The 20794-nt window shown below is 59.5% G+C and carries 16 protein-coding genes; 10 read left to right on the top strand and 6 right to left on the bottom strand.

The window, feature by feature from the left end:
• Window positions 1-65 precede the first annotated feature (65 nt).
• Window positions 66-1523: an IS1380 family transposase gene (locus Enr13x_RS24305; RefSeq protein ID WP_145384429.1), complete on the top strand. Its 1458-nt coding sequence runs from the start codon at window positions 66-68 to the stop codon at window positions 1521-1523.
• Between the two features lie 289 nt (window positions 1524-1812).
• Here the strand turns inward: Enr13x_RS24305 and Enr13x_RS24300 are convergent, their stop codons facing one another.
• Both Enr13x_RS24300 and Enr13x_RS24295 read right to left on the bottom strand, forming a co-directional pair.
• Window positions 1813-2217, bottom strand: coding sequence for a hypothetical protein (locus Enr13x_RS24300; RefSeq protein WP_145389423.1), 405 nt, complete (start codon window positions 2215-2217; stop codon window positions 1813-1815).
• Window positions 2218-2529: 312 nt separating this feature from the next.
• Window positions 2530-3705: a hypothetical protein gene (locus Enr13x_RS24295; protein WP_145389422.1), complete on the bottom strand. Its 1176-nt coding sequence runs from the start codon at window positions 3703-3705 to the stop codon at window positions 2530-2532.
• Window positions 3706-4137: 432 nt separating this feature from the next.
• On the opposite strand from Enr13x_RS24295, the gene dnaG reads away from it, so the two are divergent.
• From dnaG to Enr13x_RS24280, 3 genes are all read left to right on the top strand, one after another.
• Window positions 4138-6270 (top strand): DNA primase, encoded by a 2133-nt coding sequence (gene dnaG / locus Enr13x_RS24290; protein WP_231743754.1) that lies wholly within the window; start codon window positions 4138-4140, stop codon window positions 6268-6270.
• A 142-nt stretch (window positions 6271-6412) separates the two neighbouring features.
• The gene (locus Enr13x_RS24285) at window positions 6413-8113 is read left to right on the top strand and encodes a sigma-70 family RNA polymerase sigma factor (protein ID WP_145389421.1); all 1701 of its coding nucleotides are present in this window, start codon (window positions 6413-6415) and stop codon (window positions 8111-8113) included.
• 414 nt (window positions 8114-8527) lie between these two features.
• The gene (locus tag Enr13x_RS24280; RefSeq protein WP_145389420.1) at window positions 8528-9760 is read left to right on the top strand and encodes a PQQ-binding-like beta-propeller repeat protein; all 1233 of its coding nucleotides are present in this window, start codon (window positions 8528-8530) and stop codon (window positions 9758-9760) included.
• Here Enr13x_RS24280 and Enr13x_RS24275 read toward each other — a convergent pair.
• From Enr13x_RS24275 to Enr13x_RS24265, 3 genes are read right to left on the bottom strand one after another with little or no spacing between them, the layout of a single operon-like run.
• Window positions 9750-10196: a hypothetical protein gene (locus tag Enr13x_RS24275; protein ID WP_145389419.1), complete on the bottom strand. Its 447-nt coding sequence runs from the start codon at window positions 10194-10196 to the stop codon at window positions 9750-9752. The genes Enr13x_RS24280 and Enr13x_RS24275 overlap by 11 nt on opposite strands.
• Window positions 10193-11581 (bottom strand): TIGR01777 family oxidoreductase, encoded by a 1389-nt coding sequence (locus Enr13x_RS24270; RefSeq protein ID WP_145389418.1) that lies wholly within the window; start codon window positions 11579-11581, stop codon window positions 10193-10195. Before Enr13x_RS24270 ends, Enr13x_RS24275 begins: the two co-directional genes overlap by 4 nt.
• Complete coding sequence (locus tag Enr13x_RS24265) at window positions 11578-12651, bottom strand: sigma-70 family RNA polymerase sigma factor (protein ID WP_145389417.1); 1074 nt, start codon at window positions 12649-12651, stop codon at window positions 11578-11580. Before Enr13x_RS24265 ends, Enr13x_RS24270 begins: the two co-directional genes overlap by 4 nt.
• A 235-nt stretch (window positions 12652-12886) precedes the next feature.
• Between Enr13x_RS24265 and Enr13x_RS24260 the strand changes: the two genes are divergently transcribed.
• From Enr13x_RS24260 to Enr13x_RS24235, 6 genes are all read left to right on the top strand, one after another.
• The gene (locus Enr13x_RS24260; RefSeq protein ID WP_145389416.1) at window positions 12887-13840 is read left to right on the top strand and encodes a MerR family transcriptional regulator; all 954 of its coding nucleotides are present in this window, start codon (window positions 12887-12889) and stop codon (window positions 13838-13840) included.
• A 164-nt stretch (window positions 13841-14004) separates the two neighbouring features.
• The gene (locus Enr13x_RS24255) at window positions 14005-14817 is read left to right on the top strand and encodes an alpha/beta hydrolase (RefSeq protein WP_197455322.1); all 813 of its coding nucleotides are present in this window, start codon (window positions 14005-14007) and stop codon (window positions 14815-14817) included.
• Window positions 14818-14847: 30 nt separating this feature from the next.
• Window positions 14848-15264, top strand: coding sequence for a response regulator (locus Enr13x_RS24250; RefSeq protein WP_145389414.1), 417 nt, complete (start codon window positions 14848-14850; stop codon window positions 15262-15264).
• The gene (locus Enr13x_RS24245) at window positions 15261-15662 is read left to right on the top strand and encodes a DUF423 domain-containing protein (protein WP_145389413.1); all 402 of its coding nucleotides are present in this window, start codon (window positions 15261-15263) and stop codon (window positions 15660-15662) included. The genes Enr13x_RS24250 and Enr13x_RS24245 overlap by 4 nt, the downstream gene beginning before the upstream one ends.
• 318 nt (window positions 15663-15980) lie before the next feature.
• On the top strand, window positions 15981-16964 hold the full coding sequence (locus Enr13x_RS24240) for an aspartate carbamoyltransferase catalytic subunit (protein ID WP_145389412.1): 984 nt from the start codon (window positions 15981-15983) through the stop codon (window positions 16962-16964).
• A 24-nt stretch (window positions 16965-16988) separates the two neighbouring features.
• On the top strand, window positions 16989-18275 hold the full coding sequence (locus Enr13x_RS24235) for a dihydroorotase (protein WP_145389411.1): 1287 nt from the start codon (window positions 16989-16991) through the stop codon (window positions 18273-18275).
• Here the strand turns inward: Enr13x_RS24235 and Enr13x_RS24230 are convergent.
• Window positions 18265-20781, bottom strand: coding sequence for a DUF1549 and DUF1553 domain-containing protein (locus Enr13x_RS24230; RefSeq protein ID WP_145389410.1), 2517 nt, complete (start codon window positions 20779-20781; stop codon window positions 18265-18267). The genes Enr13x_RS24235 and Enr13x_RS24230 overlap by 11 nt on opposite strands.
• Between the last annotated feature and the right edge of the window lie 13 nt (window positions 20782-20794).

Below are 20794 nucleotides of genomic sequence, written 5' to 3'. Positions count from 1 at the left end.
GCCTTAGTTCGTGTATCTATTGGAGTTACGACACTTCACAGAACACGAAACCAAGGCTTTCGGCAATGACAAAGCGTAATCGAAAACGTCCCGCATTGAAACGCCTCCGCAGGCAGGCCGTTGAGGTGGATTTCAACGGCGGATCGCTCACCTCCGACGGAGGCCTCGTCCTGCTTCGTGAAGTCGACAAAAAGCTCAATTTGATCGAGCGGATTGACCAAGCCATCGACGACCCACGTGATCCGTTTCACACCAAGCATTCGCAAGCGGAAATCCTCATCAGTCGAATCTTTGCGATCGCTGCAGGATACGAAGATGCAAACGATCAACAGCATCTTCGCAACGATGCCGCCTTTCAAGTCGCCGCCGGACGGACCCCTCGAATCAATGCCGGGGCGGACGACGATGAAGATCCCACTCTGGCAAGTCCCTCGACGCATTCGCGATTTGAAAATCGAATCGGCAAAAAAGAACTCTTCGAGCTCAGCAAGATCCTCGTTGATATTTTCCTTGACAGCTTCGACACCCCGCCTGGTGAAATCACGCTCGATCTAGACGCAACGGACGACAAGGTACACGGCGAGCAAGAAAGAAGGGCTTTCAATGCCTACTACGACAGTTACTGCTTCCAACCGCTGTACGTATTTTGCGGCGACCAACTTCTCGTCTCTTATCTTCGTGCGGCCAATCTCGGTGATGCACACCACGCACGCGGGATCACAAAATTACTCGTCGCAAGGATCCGCAAACGATGGCCTCAGGTCAAAATTACCCTTCGTGGTGACGGAGGCTTTGCGATCGAACGCCTGATGCGTTGGTGCGACAAAAACGATGTCCACTACATCTTTGGTTTGCCCAAGAATAAGGTTTTAGTCAAGGAAATTGCTTGCGAAATGACACGGGCAAGAATCCTTCGATCACACCGGGGTGGGAAACAAGCCTGCTTCAAATGGTTTCGCTATCGCACCGGCAGGACTTGGGACCGCCATCGCTGGGTGGTCGGCAAAGCAGAGTACACTGGCAAAGGCCCCAATCCTCGCTTCGTCGTAACAAACCGTTTCTCAAGTGATGGCATTGTCGACACGACCTACCATCGACCGATGGTCAACGGCAAAAGGCAACCGTTGCAAGTTAAGACTCCAGGAACATGGTGTTCTGTCGCCTTTGACCCGGAGAAGTTTTATCGAGAGCACTACTGCATGCGTGGCGAGATGGAGAATCGGATCAAAGAACAACAGCTTTGCCTGTTCGCTGATCGCACCAGTTGCACCCGTTTTATTGCCAATCAGTTCCGCGTGATGCTTTCATCATTTGCTTACGTTCTACTCGATGGGGTGCGTCGCCTGGGCCTGAGTGGAACGAAACATAGTCGTCTACGCGTGGACACAATTCGATTGCGTCTATTGAAAATTGCAGCACGCGTGCGTGTGACTTGCCGTCGTGTGATCTTTCATCTCTGCAGCCACTGCCCCTGGGAACCGCTGTTCAATCAGGTGCTGACGCGTCTTTGTCGTAGCGACTAGCTACCCCCATCGCATCGCGATTCATCACCCAGCGACAATTTTGTCCTCTGGGGGTGGGGGGCCTCTGCCCAAAGCCAATCAATTGCAGCGAAAATCGGCCATAATAGGCAACGCCGCCGTAACTCAGTCCAAAATCACAGTCAACCACTCAGCGGATGCAATATCCGGGTTAGGCGATTCCCGGTCGCTGCTACGCAGCGATAATGGGCGGCTAAAGCCTGCACACCAACGCTTATGCCCGTGCCATTTACCCCCGTCCCCTTTTCGCTGAAAAATAGCCCTCCGATCGCTACGTCTCCCGCCCGTCTGCAATCTGCATGAGATGGATGGCTCGCGACGTGTCGAGCGTCGTGTCATGACTGGCGATTTCAATGCTCTTGGTGAGCCAAAGCTTGGCAGAATTAGGTTCGTCGCATTGGAGATACTGCTCTGCGATTTCAACCATGGTCGTGTGACTCTCGAAATCGGATACCCCGTTCGTCGCAAGCAGCTTCGTGTACTCCTCTATACATCGCTTTCGGCTACCAAGCTTGTCGTAAGCCAGGGCGCGAAGTCCAAATAGCTGTCTCTTGGTAAACTCTGAAGCATCGGAAAAGGTAGATTGGTCGAATTCAACAACACCTACGTAATTCTGTTGTTGAAGCATCCGGACCATTCGGCGGAGCGTCTCCGCGCTCTCGTCGCGTTCACTCATTCTCGTTTCACCAGAAATCGATCGTTTGCCCAGGTGTGATCCCGGTTTCTCCTTGTCTCCGAGACACTATTGAGCGGGGGCTCCGGCGGTGAACCCCAAAACGTGGGGAAGAGCCAAGCAGAGTTTTGAAGGTAGGAAAATTTTGGGTAAGAAAAGTGGATGCCGGAAAGCATCGAGACCGGTGAATCAGCCATTGCGGCTGAGATTCTTCCTACCCGTAATTTTCCTACCTCACTCTCGGAACGCCTCGAATCGCGTTGTTCGTTCAGCGACCCGATTCGTTTAAAACCCCTTGTCTCCTTGTCTACTTGTCTACTCTTCTCCCTGCTGCGACTCTCGGTGGCGGCGCAGGTTTTGGCTGACTCGTTGCAGTAACGCGCGGTCTTCGTGGCTGAGGCCTTGGGTGCCGTGCTGGCTGACGATCTGTAACACTTGGTCCAGGCGGGCCGCATCGTTTGCTTCCTCGTGCTCACGTCGCATTGCCGCGCGGACTCGTTTGCGTTTTTGACGCATCCGCACCGAGTCGATCATCTCGCTGATCCAGGGTGTGCGGGTGGTCACGGCGGTCGAGTCGTCGGCGACGTCACCGGCACGTAATTCGGTGACGTCGAAATGCGCCGCGATGGGGTCTGCAGCGGCGAGATGGACGGAGGTGATCCAGTCACGCAGATCGCTTTTTCGGGTCGAGACCCACAGCACGACGGCGAGGAACAACAGGACCGGCCAACGGGGCAGGTTGACGTCGCCGTCCCCGATCAGGGTCGCGATCGCGATCACGACGGTGATCAGCGAAATCAATTGCAGCAATCGGCGCAGCAATTTGAGTTGCAAGTCATCCTTGGCATCGGCGGCGAACAATGCGATCGCCGACGCGATGGCTCCGCGGCCCAGGTTTTTCGGCAGCGGATACGCCTGGCACGCCGCTTGAATCCAAAACAACCAGGCGGCCGTCAAGTAGCAGTTCTCCACGGCATCCAACCCTAAACCCGGCGTGGCCAGCTCTTGCAACCACAGCGTGCCGTCGGCATAACCGGCCGTCCGCGTCAGCATGTGAACGGCCAGACAGGCGGCGCCAAAGATCACCAAAGCGGTCAACGAAAAACACGCCGCCATCAGATTGGCGACCGCGGACCAGGGGTAGCGACGGTACAGCGGATTGGCGGCCTCGACGCCCAATAACCCGATCGTGATCGATTCACTTTTGGCATCCGTCCAGGCATGCAGCCCGAGTTGCACGAGCAGCTGCAGCCCCCATCCGAAGCACCAGATTGCCACGGCGGTCAGGGTGATCAGCGGCAGGTCGCCGTTGCCTTGGCGGCTTTGGACCGTCGCGACCAGCCCCGCCAGGATCGCCAGCGCGACGAACACGGAATACGAGATGTACAGCCGGATGCCGGCAATCGCTCCCAGCGGCATCGACCAGTTGTCAGTCGGCTGGGGTTCAAAGGAGCCGCCCGGGCTCTGCGAATCGACGTCGAATGCGGGCATGGTCCGGACTGGCGAAGCAAGCGTTCCAGGGAGGGACGGGGTAGATTCCGGTGATTATACCGACGAGAAACCGTTTCTTCGCGATGAGATTTGGCAAAGTTCAGTGAAAAAGGGAACGGGGCGAAGGTTTAATCGTGCCCAAGGAAGCCGCGAGAAATTCGCGTGAAACTGATCTTGACGTGAAAACAGCCGATCGTGAAACTCCCCGGGCTCGTATGCGAAGCATCGATCAGGCCCCCTCCTCTCCAGACGGGAGTGATCCCCGTCGGAGTCCGGTGGGGCCCGAGATTTGTTACGCTGCAACGGAGTGCGTGTGATCGAAATTTGCTCGAACGGCTTTCAGGAGAAAGCCTTTGCCGCCCCGCGGGAGAGAAGGGACGCCGTGAAACGGACCCTTGATCCGGCGGACCAGGCACGAGTCGACCGATCCGGATGGTTTCGCCAATCCTGCGCGATTTCGGAATGAATTCGCAGGGACATTTTCAGCGAGTGGCTTTGTCCGCAATGATGGACCTGGACCTCAAAGAGCGAGTGCGTGCCGCCGTCGACCTTGTCGACGTCATCGGTGCGTCGTTGACGCTGGTCCCGAAAGGACGCATGCTGGCCGCCCAGTGCCCCTGGCACGACGACCGCTCGCCTTCGCTGACCGTCAACCGCGAACGCCAGACCTGGAAGTGCTGGGTCTGTGACATCGGTGGAGACGTGTTCAGCTATGTGATGCGCCGCGACGGCGTCGACTTTGTCACCGCGCTGCGATCGTTGGCCGAACAAGCCGGGATCGAATACCAGACCGGGCCCAAGGTGGACGCCGGATCCAAAGACGACAAGTCCACGTTGCTGGCGGCGGTCAAGCTGATTTGCGACGCCTACTTTGATCAACTCGATTCGCCGTCAACCGACGACGCCAAAATCGCTCGCGACTATCTGGCCAGCCGCGGAATCGACGACGAACACCGACATCTGTTTCGCATCGGGTTCGCCCCCGACAGCTGGGACTTCGCCACCGGGCTGCTGAAGCAAAACAAGTTCCGCGCCGAGATCCCGGTCGCCGCCGGCGTCGCACTCAACCGACGCGGCGGGAACGGCAGCTACGATCTGTTCCGCGGCCGATTGATGTTTCCGATTCACGACATGCAGAACCGCCCGATCTCGATGGGCGGCCGGGTGATCCCGGAGATCGCGGCACGGCACGGTGAGAACGCCGGCGGGAAGTACATCAACGGGCCCGAGACCAAACTGTTTCGAAAGTCGGAGCAGCTGTACGGGTTGCAGCTTGCCAGGGAATCGATCCGCAAGGGCGGCCAGGCCCTGGTGATGGAAGGGTACACCGACGTCATCGCGGCCCGGCAATCGGGGATCGAGCCGGTTGTCGCCGTCCTCGGCACCGCGCTCGGTGAAGCCCACGTCCGCACGCTTAAGCGACTGGCCGACCGCGTCGTGCTGGTGCTCGACGGCGATGCGGCCGGCCAACGCCGCGCCGACGAAGTGCTGGAATTGTTCATCAAGGCCGATGCCGACCTGCGTGTCCTGACGCTGCCCGATGCGATGGACCCGGCTGATTACCTGAATCAACACGGCCGCGAAGCGTTGCAGCATTTGGTTGCCGAGGCGCCCGATGCCTTGGAACACAAATTGGGATCCCTGACGGCGGGAATCGACGTCACCCATGACACGCACGCGGTGATGCAGGCGATCGACACGATGACGGGGATTCTGGCCAAAGCCCCGATGCTGGATCCGCTCAAGCAAGACCAGATGATCCTGCGGCTTTCGCGAACCTTCGAGATTTCCCAGGCGCGGCTGGAAGATCGCTTGGAAAAGAAACGTGCGGAAGAGAAGGAGCGGAAACGCAAGGCGGCGCGATTCCGCGCCGCCGCGGACGCTGCCGGCAGGGATTCGCGTCCGAGCGAGACGTCCGCCGGTCCTGGCGCACGAAACGCCGGCCCCGCCACACGGAACACGCCTCCGGCGCCGGCCGGATCGGCAACCGGGCCGATCGACCCGAACCTGTTGCTGGCCGAAGCCGCCGAAATGGAATTGGACGATCCGTGGTCGATGGAGCAATCCGGGGCTGCCGCGGGCCCTGCAGCGGCGACTGCCAAACCGAGCCAGGATCGCGAAGTCCCGCTCAGCGGTTTTGATCGCGAGTTGTTTGAAACGATGATCGAATCGCCCGAGTTGGCCGGCCGAGCGGTCGAGGCGATCGATCCCGAATGGCTGGACACCCTGTCGGCGAAAATGATCTTGGCGGCGTATCAAGAACTGGATCTGCAGGGGCGAGAGCTGACCGTCGAAACCTTGCTGGCATTGATTGAAAACGACTTCTTGAAAAACGAAGTCGTCACGATGCAGTTTCGCCTGGCGCAGCGCGAAGGAAAAATCACGCAAACTCCCGAGCAGCGGTTCCAGTCTTTGCTGGAACAATTTCATCGGCGAGAAAACATCGCAGAAAAGCATCGACAAATTGCAAAACTTGAATCATTGGCCTTGGACGAAAACGAAGAGCTGGATCTACTGAAGCAGCTTTTCGATTCGGAAAAAGATCGTCAGCAAATCGATCACTAGGGAGGAGCTGAACGACCACGACCGAACGACGCCCGCAACGTCAAGCAAACATCAACGCCGCGTCTGGATGAAAGCACCGACGCGGTGAAAAGGAACGACCCGCACGCCCATGATGGGCAACTCAAACATGAGGTTTTGAACAATGCTTTTGATGGATCGAGAACTTGCCGAATTGGTAGAGCGTAGTCACGAGCACGGATGCCTGACCTACGATGACATCAACGCCTACCTTCCCGACGAAGACGGCAGCCCGAAAAAGCTGAACAAGCTGATCGAAGTGATCGAGCGATTCGGGATCAAGCTGGTCGACGGGCACAGCGTGCCCGCTGCAACGACGCGGCGCCCCGAGCCCAACGTCCGCGGACTGCGGGACGTCGCCGATGGCGGTCCTGCGGCGGACGAGGACGACGATCAAATGCCCGGTGCCGCGGCCGCGGAAGAACTGGCAAGCGTGGACATGCCCAGGGCGAGTGACGATCCGATTCGCATGTACCTGAGCCAAATGGCCGAGATCCCGTTGCTGGGCCGCGACCAAGAAATCTCGCTGGCAAAAAAGATCGAAGTCACGCGACGCCAATTCCGACGCTGCCTGCTGGAATCCGACTACGCCTTGCGTCACACCGTCGAAGTCCTGCATCGCGTCCACGAAGGCGAACTGCCCTTCGATCGCACCATCAAGGTCTCGCTGACCGAGCACCTGACCAAAGAACAGATCTCGGCCCGGATGCCCCACAACCTGCGGACGCTCGATCGCCTGATCACTCAAAACCGCGAAGACTTCGAAGCGCTCGCCCGCAAGAGCACCCCGCCACGGTTGAAGGCCGAAGTCCGTCGCCGATTCATCGCCCGTCGCCGAAAGGCATTGGAGCTGGTCGAGGAACTGAGCCTTCGCAGCCGACGCGTCACCCCGATGCTGGCTCGGCTGGAAGAGTTTTCCAAACGCATGAACTACATCCGCGCCCGTCTGGCCGAACTCGGCAAAGACGCGATCAGCCGTGACGAAGCCGCCGATCTGCGTCAAGAACTGCGCGAGTTGATGATGCTGACGCAAGAGACTCCCGAAAGCTTGCACAAACGCGTCACCAAAGCTCGCGAACACTTTGAACGATTCGAAGCCACCAAACGAGAACTCAGCAGCGGCAACCTGCGATTGGTCGTTTCGATCGCCAAGAAATACCGCAACCGCGGATTGTCTTTCCTGGACCTGATCCAAGAAGGCAACACGGGGCTGATGCGCGCGGTCGACAAGTACGAGTATCGACGCGGATTTAAATTCAGCACGTACGCGACGTGGTGGATTCGTCAAGCGATCACCCGGGCGATCGCCGATCAGGCACGCACCATTCGGATCCCCGTTCACATGATCGACGTGTTGAGCAAACTGCGTCAGGCACAGAAGAAGCTGACCCAGCAACTCAAACGAGAACCGTCGTACGAAGAAATTGCCGAGCTGACTGAAGTGCCGTTGGAAGAGGTTCAGCGTGTGATGGACATCGGCCGGCATCCGGTCAGCCTGGATCGTCCCGTCGGCGAAGGCGAAGACAGCAGCTTTGGCGAGTTCGTCGAAGACAACGACAGCCTGAATCCGGTGCACATGGCATCCGGCGGAATCCTGCGTGGCAAAATCGATGAATTGCTCAAGACGTTGACGTATCGGGAACGCGAAATCATTCGTTTGCGTTACGGCCTGGTCGATGGTTACAGCTACACGCTGGAAGAATGCGGCCGGATCTTCAAGGTCACACGTGAACGGGTGCGTCAGATCGAAGCCAAGGCGGTCGCAAAGCTGCAAAGCCCCAGCCGCGCCGATCGACTCGCCTCGTTCATCAAAGTCGCCGCGTAACGGGCGGCTTGGTTGCTCGCAGTGACCGAGAGCCGTTGTACGACGTCCTTTCCAGGTCGTCGGGGCGAGCCCTGGGGGCGACGGCCCGGAAGGGCCATCGTACGTGCGGACGGTTGTACGACGTCCTTTCCAGGTCGTCGGGGCGAGCCCTGGGGACGACGGCCCGGAAGGGCCATCGTACGTGCGGACGGTTGTACGACGTCCTTTCTAGGTCGTCGGGGCGAGCCCTGGGGACGACGGCCCGGAAGGGCCATCGTACATCAGAAAAGCGACCGCCTTAAGCTGAATGGTCTCTGAAGGCTGGACACCAACAGGCGGGCGTTCTCCCCGCACTGGCAACAGCTGACACTTGGGGGTAGCCGATGCGCTACTGTGCGTCAGGTCTTTTCACGCCCCCTCTTGATTCGTGCCATCATGAAATTTCGCCGCCTCTTGTCCTGTTTCTTGGTCTGCTGTTCGTCCCAGATTGTCGCTGCCGATCCGGGCGATTGGAGTCAGTGGCGGGGCGAGAATCGCGACGGCCAACTGGCCGTCGGCGAGCTGCCAGAAAAACTGCAGGGGAACCTGACGCTGGCTTGGGAAAAGCCGCATGCGCCCAGCTACAGTGGACCGGTTGTGTTTGACGGCATGCTGTACACGACCGAGACGGTCGACAAAAAAGACGAGAAAGTCACCGCGTACAACCTGAGTGATGGTCGCGTCGCCTGGACCGCTCAGTGGGAAGGATCGATGGCCGTGCCATTCTTCGCAGCCTCCAACGGAGACTGGATTCGCGCCACGCCGGCGTGCAGCCCCGATGGATTGGTCGTCGTCGGAATGCGCGACGTGATCGTCTGTCTGGATCCGAAAACAGGTGCCGAAACGTGGCGGGTTGATTTTCCCAAGGCGATGGGAACGCCGTTGCCGATGTTCGGTGCGAATTGCTCGCCGTTGATCGACGGGGATGCCGTCTACATGCAAACCGGCGGCGCCACGGTCAAACTTTCGATGAAAGACGGATCGGTGATCTGGCAGACACTGGAAAACGCCACCTCCAGTTCACCCGGTGCCTTCTCCAGCCCGATCATCGCAACGATCGCCGGAAAGCGACAACTGTTGGTACAAACCCGGTTGGAGTTGTGTGGCGTGGAACTGGAAACCGGCCAGCCGCTGTGGAAGCAACCGATCCGAGCGTTTCGTGGGATGAATATCTTGACGCCGCTGCCGATCGGCGATCGCGTTTTCACATCCGCCCACAGCGGCACCGCTCAGCTGTTTGAAGTGTCCCGCGACGGCGACGATTGGACGGTCCAAGAGGTCTGGAGCCAGAAGCAGCAAGCCTACATGTCATCGCCCGTTCTGTTGGATGGGCGGATCTACATGCATCTGAAGAACGAGCGGATGACGGCGCTGGACGCCGAAACCGGCGAAGCCAGTTTCACGACCAGGCCGATCGGAAAGTACGCGAGTCTGATCAGCGACGGAAATCGAATCCTCGCGCTGACCAACAGCGGCACGCTGATGCTGCTCGACGGTTCCACAGCGGATTACAAACTGATCGACGAAATGAAGGTGGCTCAGAATTCTTGGGCGCACGTCGCAGTGGCCGCTGACTACCTGGTCGTGCGAGACCTCGGGACGCTCAAGGTGTACCGCATCAGCTGCTGATCAGCTTGTTGGCGAAATAGGCGAGCAGCAGTCCGCGGGCTGTCCATAAGATCGTGCGGATCCAATTGCTGCCGACGAGCAGTTGGTAGTCGGCTTGGCTGAAACCGTGTTGCGTCAGCCGGTTATGACACGGCACTTGAATGAACGCGGTCGATAACCAGATTGCGACGGCGGCCAGGAATGCCGTCACCAACGCCCAGCGTGGAATCCCGGCCGGCGCAAGCGCGAGCAACATCCCTGCCGTCGCGATTTCGATCAGCATGGGCGGGCCGACGATTGGCGTGATCAGATTGGAATGATCGATTTCGTACTTCACGAACTCCGCTTCGCCGACGCGGTCGAACATCTTGTAATGCACGATTTGAACCATCCAGATCAATCCGACCATGTACCAGGTGGCCACCAGATTGACCAAAAAGACCAGGTTCGCATTCATTCGATCGATTCCAATCGATTGATGCCCAGGTGGTAACGCAACGCTTCGTCGGCTTGGGTGAAGCGAAATTCGTATCCGGTCTTTTGCAGCACCGATGGGATCACGCGCGTACTGGACAGGAGCAACGCGTCGGCCATTTCGCCGAGCGCGAGACGCAGCGCGAACGCGGGAGCCGGGATCAACGCCGGGCGCGAGATCACTCGCCCGAGCGTCTCGGCAAAGTCGCGATTGGTTAGCGCTTCAGGTGCGGTGACATTAAACGGACCGGAGACGCGGTCGTCGCAAATCGCGTGGTAGATGGACCCGATCACGTCATCGATCGATACCCAGCTCCACCACTGATTGCCGCTACCCAATGCGCCGCCGAATAGTTTCGCGGGGGTCAGCATTTTTTCGAGCGCTCCACCGCCCGGGTCCAGGACGACCCCCAGCCGAGCATTGGCGACGCGAATGCCTGCTTGTTCGGCCGGCCGACACGCCTGCTCCCATTCCGATGCAACCTCCGCCAGGAATGTGTCGCCCGGCGCACTTGATTCGAACAACACTTCGTCCCCACGGTCTCCATAGATCCCGATCGCCGAGGCGCAAAGAAAGACCTTGGGCGGATCCGTCAGTCCGGCCAGCGCATCGGCCAAACGATGGGTCAGATCGACACGGCTCTCTCGAATCGCTTGTTTGACGGAGTCGGTCCAGCGCCGGTCCGCGATCGACTTCCCGGCCAGGTGCACGACGGCATCGACGCCGGAAAGCTTAGCCGCCTGTTCGGGCGAGTCCCACGGAGCGATCGCGGCTTGGCCATCTTCGATGCGATCGAGGGAGCGTTCCAGCCGAATCACCTCGTGCCCAAGCAACGTCAGCAACGCGCAGAGCTTTCGTCCGACCAGTCCGGACGAACCCGAGACGGCAATCTTCATCGGGGCGGCTTGGTACTTGGCTGCCAGTTCCAGGTCGTCGCGCGTGACGCGGTGGCGGTAGGCGAACATCGTCTCCAGCTCTTTGCGGGCGAACGAATCGCCGAGCGTTCCGCCGAGTGCACCGAGCGGCAATTGGTACGTGATCGAATCACGCAGCACGCAGCCGTCGGAGGTGGCTGCGTCGAACAAGTGGCGATGTTCCCAGTGGGCGAAGGGACCGGAACGCTGGACGTCGACAAAGCAGTGGGGGGGATCGTACTCGGTGTGCTGCGCGACCCATCGCATCGAGAGCGGGCCGGACTTCAGCCGCAACACGACCACGCTGTTCGGTTTCAGGCTGCCGTCGGACGATTCAACGGAGACCTTCTTCCAGGGTGGGATCAAACGATCGAGGGCGCCCGGTCGTTCGTGGTAGGCAAAGGCCTGCTCCGCATCGACCGGCAACGTCGTTGAAGCCAAATAAGTTTTCACTGCGTCTCCAGTTCCGCAAGGTTGACATCGCCTGCCATCGCACGCAACTTGTCCATCGCCCGACGTTCGAGCTGGCGGACCCGTTCCTTGGAAACACCAAGCCGGTTGGCGAGCGATTGCAGTGTATGAACTTTGCGGTGCGCCCCGAGCGAAAAACGGGCACGGATGATAAATTTCTCGCGACGATCCAAATCATTCAACATCACGCTCAAGCGACTTCGTAATTCGTGCCAGCGTTTTTCGCTGATCGCCGACTCGCGACCTTCATCGGTCAAATCCAGATCCATGTCTTGCAGTCCGCCCACCGTCTTCTGACGTTCTTGTTGTTTCAAGACGACGGTGCGATACGAGTTTCTACGGATGACCTGGGTCGCATAGGTGCTGAAGCGAAATCCGCGGTCGAAGTCAAACTTTTCCACCGCACGGATCAGCGCGACGATTCCGTCGCTGAGCAGATCATCAAAGCTGTTGTTCGGATTGACGAATTTCTTGACGATCGAAAAGACGAGTCGCAAGTTCGCTTCCACGATCCGGTCACGGTGCCACGAGGCCAACGCGATCAAGCGATCGATCAATTCCAGCCGCACGCGCGAGGGTCGCGATGGATTCAGAAGGCTGCGATGGACTGCGGCCTGCTGCAGCAAATAATTCATTCGCTGGAACAGCATTTGTTCCTGTTCGGGGGTCAACAGCGGTGCTTCGCACAACCGCCCCAAATGGATCGGCATGTCGATCCCACTGCGACGGATCGCCGCAATGCCCAACTCCGCTTTCCGGGGAGCCAATTTCAGGGGCTCGGCGAACAGCTTTTTACCCAGGTCGGTGTCGCCGAAATCGGGATTGGAGATGAAATCGATCTCCTCACGGAGTCGACGCTTGGTCCGGCTTTTCAGTTCGTCGCTGGTCGCTGCCGCCAGAGGGACGAGCATGCCGTCCGCTTCGTGGTTCGCATCGTTCAATTCGTCCATGTTCAACCAAGCCGGCCGACGGGCACGGAGTTTCGACGCGCCCGGCTGGGGAGCGGTTTTCTTCGTGGCGGTCGCAGGGGCGGGGGCAAGCTTGGTGGCCATCGGTTGTTCCTTGGAGTAGGTGCCCGAACGAGAAATCGTTCAAAACGTTCAATACGGTATATCGAGAGATTCGTGCAACAACAATGCCCGGATGCAGAAAATGGCGAAATATGTTTGAGATCCGCCAAACTGCTGCGGAAAACACGAAAGTTTTACGATTCCAAGGTTGGCGTGGCGGAGGTTTTCGCTACGATTCAAAAACGTCCACCGTGGACGTTTTTCGGCCAAAACGTTCATGGCTGTTTGGTTGAAGCTGTCCGATCCCATTCCCTTGGGCCATCCGCCTGTGACTGACTCGTTGCCCCAATTTTCTCCGAAACAGATTGCCAGCTCGCTGCATGTCAGCGAATCGTCCGTCAAGCGTTGGTGCGACCAGGGGGTGATCCCGACGGTCCGAACGGTCGGCGGGCACCGTCGAATCACCCTGTCGGGTTTGCGTCAGTTCCTCCAGTCGACCGAGCGAACGATTGTCGACACGAAGGTGTTGGGGATCGATGGCAGCGAGCTGGAGATCGCGTCCAAGCCGGCGTCCCGCCGCACCCCGATCCGCGGCGCCGGCACCGAGCCGACGCAGCAGGAGTTTCGGGCGGCACTGGCCGATGGAGACGAGCGTCATTGCATGGGTCTGCTCGAGGAGCGGATTGGGTTGGGTTGGTCCCGTGCCGAAGCGGCGGAGGATCTGATCACCGACGCGATGCGGGGGCTCGGTGATGCATGGGACTGCGGGGAGCTGGAGGTGTACCAGGAGCGTCGCAGTTGCACGATCTGCACGCGGTTGATCTACAGCCTTCGCGAGGGGCTAGCATCCCTTCCTGTGGAGGCGCCGATAGCGATCGGTGCGGCGCCGGAGTCGGACCCCTACCAATTACCCACCGCGTTGGTGGAGCTGGCGTTGCGAGAAAGCGGCTGGAACGCGGTCAATTTGGGTAACGATTTGCCGCTGGTTTCGTTGATGCAGGCGGTCCAGGATTACCAGCCCAAGATGGTTTGGTTGAGCGTGACGGCGGTCGCCGATCCGGTCCGTTTTGTGCGTGAGCAGAACAAACTGGCCGACTCGCTGGGCGACCGGGTCGGCCTGATCGTCGGGGGGCGTGCGTTGGATGATCAGTTGCGTCCCAAGCTGCGTTACACGGCGCATTGCGACAGCCTTCGGCACCTGATTGAGCTGGCTGACATTCTGAAGCGTTAGTTTTGAAAGCGTTTCTAATTTTGTCTTTTTGACACTGGCTTTCTGTGCTTCAGCGTTGACACATCGTCCGCGCTGTCCCTACGTTTGTAGCGAGCCGTCAGCAGCGTGTTGATGCTTTTTCACTTGCTGAGTCCCGGTTTGCTATGAACCGTTTTGATGCGACCATGATTTGGAATTCCGTTAGCGATCACGTTGCCGACGGAAAGGACAGCGCCCCGCACCCCGTCGACGCACTCGATGCGGAAGAGCACGCCGACGGTACACCGAGCAGTTGGTCCGCGGCGATCCGTTCGCAGACGTTTTTCGTACCGCTGCATTACGAAGCGAACTACCGCTACCCGTTGGTCGTCTGGCTGCACAGCGACGGGTTCAACGAAAATCAAGTTTGCCACGTGATGCCGCATGTCAGCTCGCGGAACTACTTGGCCACCGGCATTCGCGGTCCGATGGCGTCGGATGCGTCGGGCCATCGGTTCGGGTGGAGCAACTCGGCGGCGGCCTTGCAATCGGCGGAGCGCAGCGTGCTCGAAGCGATCGATCGCGCCGCAAGTCAATACAGCGTCCATGCCGAACGCATCGTGTTGGCGGGTTACCAAAGTGGTGGCACAATGGCGACGCGGATCGCGATGCGTCACCCGGAACTGTTTGCCGCCGCGGTTTCACTCGGCGGCGCGTTCAATCTGCCCGCCCATCCGGAACTGGACCGTCAGCGACTGAAGGAACGGCGATTGCCAATGCTGTGGCAGCGATCCATCGAGAGTGAGTTTTATGACCAGGCACGCTTGGTTTCCGAAATTCAAGACGCCAGTTCGATCGGAGCACAACTGGAAATTCGTCAGTACCGTAACGACGATGAAATGAATACCGTCGTTTTGTCGGATCTGGACCGATGGGTCATGAATCATGTGGTGAGCGGTGCTCCAGTTGCTAAACTAAGCCATTGGGATACGAGTCCGACTTCGTTCTCGGACAATTAAACTTCTAGTTTCACCTCCAGGTTCCACTGTATGGCCGACGAAGACTCTGACGATCTCCCCGAAGTGGTTCAAAGCGATCGCGGTGCCAAAATTCTGATCGTCGACGACGATGTAGAAATCATCGAGTCGGTGCGTTATGCGTTGGAAGGTGCCGGGTACGAGGTCGTCGTTGCCCGTGACGGAAACCAGGGGTTGGCGTTGGCCGAGCGCGAATCGCCGGACCTGATCATCTTGGACATGATGATGCCCAAACGCAGCGGATTTCTGGTGCTGGAAAAGTTGCGTCGGATGTCCGAATCCATGGTGCCGGTGATCATGATCACCGGCAATGAAGGCAGCCGCCACAAAGCCTACGCCGAGCTGCTGGGCGTCAGCGAATACATTCGCAAACCCTTTCAGATGGACAAGCTGCTGCGCGCCGTTGACACCCAGCTGACCTCGGCATGACCCCTCCCAATCGATTCCTGCTCGTTGCCGCCGCGATTGCCGGCGCCACGGGCGTGGCCCTGGGGGCCTTTGCGGCGCATGGGCTGGAGGGGTTTCTGCAATCCCAAGGCTTGGAACCCGAACGGGTCGCAAAGCGGGTGGGGCAATTCGAAACCGGATCCAGGTACCACCTCGTTCACGCGGTCGTCTTGTTGGCGCTGAGTGCCTTGGGCACCAACGCCTCGTCGCTGATCGTGAAATCCGGCAGCTTGTTCTTGGCCGGCATCGTGCTGTTCAGCGGCAGCCTGTATCTGCTGGTGTTGACCGAGACAACTTGGATGGGAGCGATCACACCGTTGGGAGGTGTGGCCTGGATCATCGCCTGGGCGATGCTCGCGTTTGCGACATCCAAGCTGTAACGCGGCAAAGCATCGATTCCCTCTGTTTTGCGAGGTGTTAGCGGAACGGCGCGAGCGGGCTGTCGTATTTGTGAGCCGCGCCGCGTAAGCGGCCGGGCACTGCGACGCTGCCCGAGGCCTTACGGCCAGCGGCTCACCATTAACTCAGCAGAACCGGACTAAATCGACAGGCCGCTCGCGCCGTCCCGCTCCAACGGCCGACGGGAAGCCTCTGCCACTTCCTTTCCGCCCGCTCGCGGATTTGCCATCAATTCATTAGGCTAACGTTCCGTCGCCCTTTGGAACAAGAAATCGGCTGGTCACGGAGAAAGGTGGTTGATGAACGTGCCTGATTTGACATCGTTTGCGGAGCGTTGGGATCGTCGGCACTTGTTGGATTTGGAATCCCTGTCGGCCGAAGAAATCACCATTTTGCTGGACGTCGCGAGTCGGTTGAAGGAAGCGACCGAGGGTTGTCGCCGCAAGTTGTCGCTGTTGAGCGGCAAGACGTGTGCGAACCTGTTTTTCGAAAACAGCACGCGGACGCGGAACAGTTTTTCCTTGGCGGCCAAACGCCTCGGCGCGGACACGGTCGAATTCGGCTCGAGCGGTTCCAGCACCGCCAAGGGGGAGACGTTTGCCGACACCGCCAAGACGATCGAAGCGATGGGGGTGGACTGGGTGGTCACCCGTCACGGGACGCCCGGAACCCCGAACCTGCTGGCCCGCGAACTGGGCTGTTGCGTCTTGAACGCCGGGGACGGTCCACACGAACATCCCACCCAGGGGCTGTTGGATCTGTTGACGATTCGCCAGCATCGCGGCAGTCTGGACGGTTTGACCGTTGCACTGGTCGGGGACATCGCACACAGCCGCACCGCGCGGAGCAACATCTGGGGGCTCAAACGCATGGGGGCGCACGTGATCATTTGCGGGCCGCCGACCCTGGTCAGCCCACGCTGGCAGGAGTTGGGTTTCGAAGTGGCCCACCACTTGGACGAAATCCTGCCCCGCTGTGACGTCTTGAATCTGCTGCGGATTCAATTTGAACGCCAGCACGCGCGGCCGTTTCCCAGTGTCCGCGAATACGCGGCGTTGTACGCGATGAACGCCGTGCGAATGCGCCAGGCCAAAGAGAACATCCTGATCATGGCGCCGGGGCCGATCAACCGCGGCGTGGAAATCACCCCGGAGGTCGCCGATGGCCCGCACTCGGTGATCCTGGAACAGGTCACCAACGGAATTGCCGTTCGCATGTCGGCCTTGTACTTGTTGTCCGCGGCCGACGATCGGTACCGCAGCGGCAACCAAGCATCCGCTTAGGAATTTGAAGAGATCGAGCGACTGATGAAGAAGCCCCTGCTGATCGAAAACGGTACTTTGATCGACCCCAGCCAGAACTTGAATCGTGGCGGTCGAATCATGATGGTCGACGGCGTGTTCGCGGCGGTTGATCCGAGTGACGGCGACATCCCACAGGACTGCGATGTGATCGACGCCGGCGGATGCCTAGTCGCGCCGGGTTTGGTCGATTTGGGAGTCGAACTCCGAGAGCCGGGATTCGAGGAAGACGAAACCATCCATAGCGGATCACACGCCGCGCTGGCCGGCGGCTACACGTCGATTTTGGCCGCGTCCAGCACCGATCCGGTGATCGATTCCCACGGCGCGGTCGAATTTGTTCGCCAAAAAGCAACCGCGGCACGAGGCGCGCGGGTTTACGTCGTCGGTTGCCTGAGCAAGGGGCGTTCGGGTAAACAGATGGCCGAACTGGGCCTGTTATCCGAAGCCGGGGCGGTCGCGTTCAGCGATGCACCGCGTGCCGCGCCCAGTGACGCGCTGTTGAAACGGGCGCTTGAATACTGCCGCATGCTCGGCCGTCCGATTTTTGATTCGCCCGAAGTCCCCGAGTTGGCGCTCGGCGGTGTGATGCATGACGGTCAGGTTTCCCTGGTGCTGGGATTAAAAGGATTGCCGACCGAAGCGGAAGATTTGGCCGTCGCGCGCGATGTTCGTCTGGCCGAAGCCACCGACGGGCGACTGCATGTCGGTCCGGTCAGCACGATGGGGGCGGTCGACATGTTCCGGCGCGTCAAGTCGCGCGGCGTTGTCGTGACCGCTTCGGTGTGTCCGCACAATTTGATGTTGAGCGACGCGGCCATGCGTTCTTACGAATCCCGATTCAAGGTTCATCCGCCGCTGCGCAGTCCCCGTCACGTGGCGACGCTCTGCCAGGCGGTCAAAGACAAGACGATCGACGCGATCCAGTCCGGCCACATGCCGCGCAGTCGCGAAAAGATGATGAACGACCTGGATCAATCCCCGTTCGGAATCTCCTCGTTGGAAACCGCCTTGGCGACCGCCGCGACGGCTTTGGTGCGAACCGGCACCCTGGATTGGATCGAATTGATCGACCGCATGTCGACGCGTCCGGCACAGATCGCCGGACTGGACGCCGGCACGCTCGGCATCGGCCGCCCGGCCGACGTCACCATCATCGATCCCAACGCGGGATGGAAAGTCGATCCCGGTCAGTTTCGATCAACCTGTATCAGCACGCCGTTCGCCGGCATGGAACTGATCGGCCGGGTCCGGCACACGATCGTCGGCGGCGAGTTGCGGTTTAGTGGTTGAAGGTAAACTCGGTACTCGTCAACACGCTCCAGGCGACATCTTGCAGCCCGGTCAAACGATCTTCCCGGCCGTATTCTGACAACACGCCCAGCAAGGCATCCCGTTCCGATTCCAGGGGCTCGCGGGAGAGCCCGCGAAGAAACAAGGCGCGGAGGATGGCTTCGTCATCAAGCCCTTGTTCGACCGCTTCGGTGATGACGTTTCGCTTGGCGGTCAGTTTTGGATTCAACGTGTCGCCGTTGGACAAGTGCAACACCTGAACCATGCTCGGTTCGTCACTGCGTTCGCATTCACAGGTGATTTCGCGCGGGTTACGCCCGAAGGTTTTCAGGAAGTACGAATTGACCGACGCGTCAAACAGTTCGATCGCGCGGGTGCCGGTTTCATAAAAATCGGTCTTTTGGCGGTCTGCACCGGGAAACGCCACCTCGTTGAACGTTGTCGAGGTACCCAGGACCTGGTCGATCGAATCCAGCATGACTTCGGCCATCAGACGTTTGGGATAGTATCGACTGTGATACTTTCCTTCGCTGCCGTTTTCGGGTAGCGCAACGCTGCTCCGCTGATACGTTTCGCTCTGCAAAATCGTCCGCATCAGTTGCTTTAAATCAAAGTCCACGTCGACGACGTGATCACTGAGTGCGGTGAGCAACGATTCGTTGGACGCCGGATTGCTGAGGCGTAGATCGTCGACTTGCTCAACCAACCCACGGCCGAAGAAGTTGGCCCAAACACGATTGCTGATCGAGCGGGCGAAGTACGGGTTGTCGGGATCGGTCATCCAAGTCGCCAGAACCTGGCGCCGGTCGTCTGGATTATCGAACGCGATCGGCGGGGCATCCAGCGGGGCGGGCGGTTGGGGGTGACCGCGGTTGGGTTGAATCAATTCACCCGACGTCGAAACGTACAGGGTTCGCAATCCGTCACCGTTGCGGCCGTCGCCGCCCCAGCCCTTGGCGCGGACACGGGCGAACAGATTGGCCATCGCGTAATATTGCTCGTTGGTCCACTTTTCCAGCGGATGGTTGTGACACTTCGCACAGCCGATCGAAAGCCCCAAGAAAGCCTGGCATGCGTTTTCGGTCATGTCTTCGGGCGATTGATGCAGCGCGTAGAAATTGGTGGCGCCGTTTTCATCGCTGCGTCCGGTCGCGGTCAAAATCTCGCGGACGAATTCGTCCCAGGGCTGGTTTTGCCGGACCCGGTCACGCACCCACGCGTAATACGTCTTCACGGCGATCGGCCGCAGGCGTGTGCCGTTGATCAGCAGCATGTCGGACCACTTGTAGGCCCAATACGAAACAAAGTCGTCGCTGGACAGCAGCCGTTCGATCCAATCATCGCGTCGATCGCGGGGGTCGGATGCGAGGAACTGTTGACGTTCCTCCGGCGTGGGCAGACGTCCGATCGTGTCCAGGGTGGAACGTCGCAAGAAGGTTTCGTCGCTGCAGCGCGGCGATGGAAGTAAATTCAGCGTTCGCAACTGCGTCAAGTTCTCTTGATCGATGAAGTTTCGCCGCGGAGCGTCCTGGTAGGATTCCGCCGCAACGCTGTGTTCGTAGGGCACCGTCATCCGGGCCAACACGACCTTGCTTCCGAACCAGACCAGCACCGCCGCTTCGCCGCTTCCGCGCACCCGCGCCAAGCCGTCACCATCGACGCCGGCGACGGCTTCATCGGTGGCGGTGAATTTTGCCCAGTGGGTGACATCGATGACGCGCCCGTCATCGTAGTGGGCGCTGACCAAAACCTGGGACGTGTCTCCCGGCGACAACAGCGCGTTTTCGGGCATCACGCTGATGCGTTCCAGCGTCGGATCGTCATCACGGGGGCCTTCGGCGCCGTCGGCGATCCATCGGCTGATCACCCGATAGTCATGCGAATCCACCTCCAGACGCAGTCCGCCCTTGTGCGGCAGGGCTCCGGTCGGTTTGGCCAGCAACAAGCTTCGCCCCGGGTCGGCCATCTCAATCCGACGGCCGCGCGCCTGACGCGTGATCGACAAGAAATCGCTTTGGCTGTCATAGCCGCGCAGCGAGAGGCGAAACCCGCCCTTGCCGGCCAGCGCGCCGTGGCAAGAACCCATGTTGCATCCGGCCTTTGCCAGCACCGACTGCACGTCATGACGGAAACTCCAACGATGTGTCGTCTCAGTTCCCGAAACGACGACGGGGACATCGATCACCCGTGCGCCGACCCGACACCGCAGCGTCGTTTGCCCATCGGCCACCGCCGTCACGACACCGTCCTGAATGGTGGCGATTGTGGGATCTTCGATGGTGATGGAGTAGGATTCTCGATCGAGCACCGCCGACGGCATCTGATCGCGGAGGCCGACGATCGAAATTCGCTGGCGGGATTCGCGGCCCTGCAACTCGATCGTCGGCGGAAGCACGGCGAAATCGGCTTCGCCGGCTGGTGCGGCGGCCGAAACGATGCAGTCGCCGAGGAACGCAATCACGACAACGAGCAGCAGCGAACGGAATGACTTCAGGCGTGGTCGCATGATGAGAGGTTTC

The organism is Stieleria neptunia, assembly GCF_007754155.1.
GTDB lineage: Bacteria > Planctomycetota > Planctomycetia > Pirellulales > Pirellulaceae > Stieleria > Stieleria neptunia.
The sequence above is the reverse complement of the archived record's forward strand: the minus strand, read 5'-3'. Positions and strand labels throughout refer to the sequence as shown.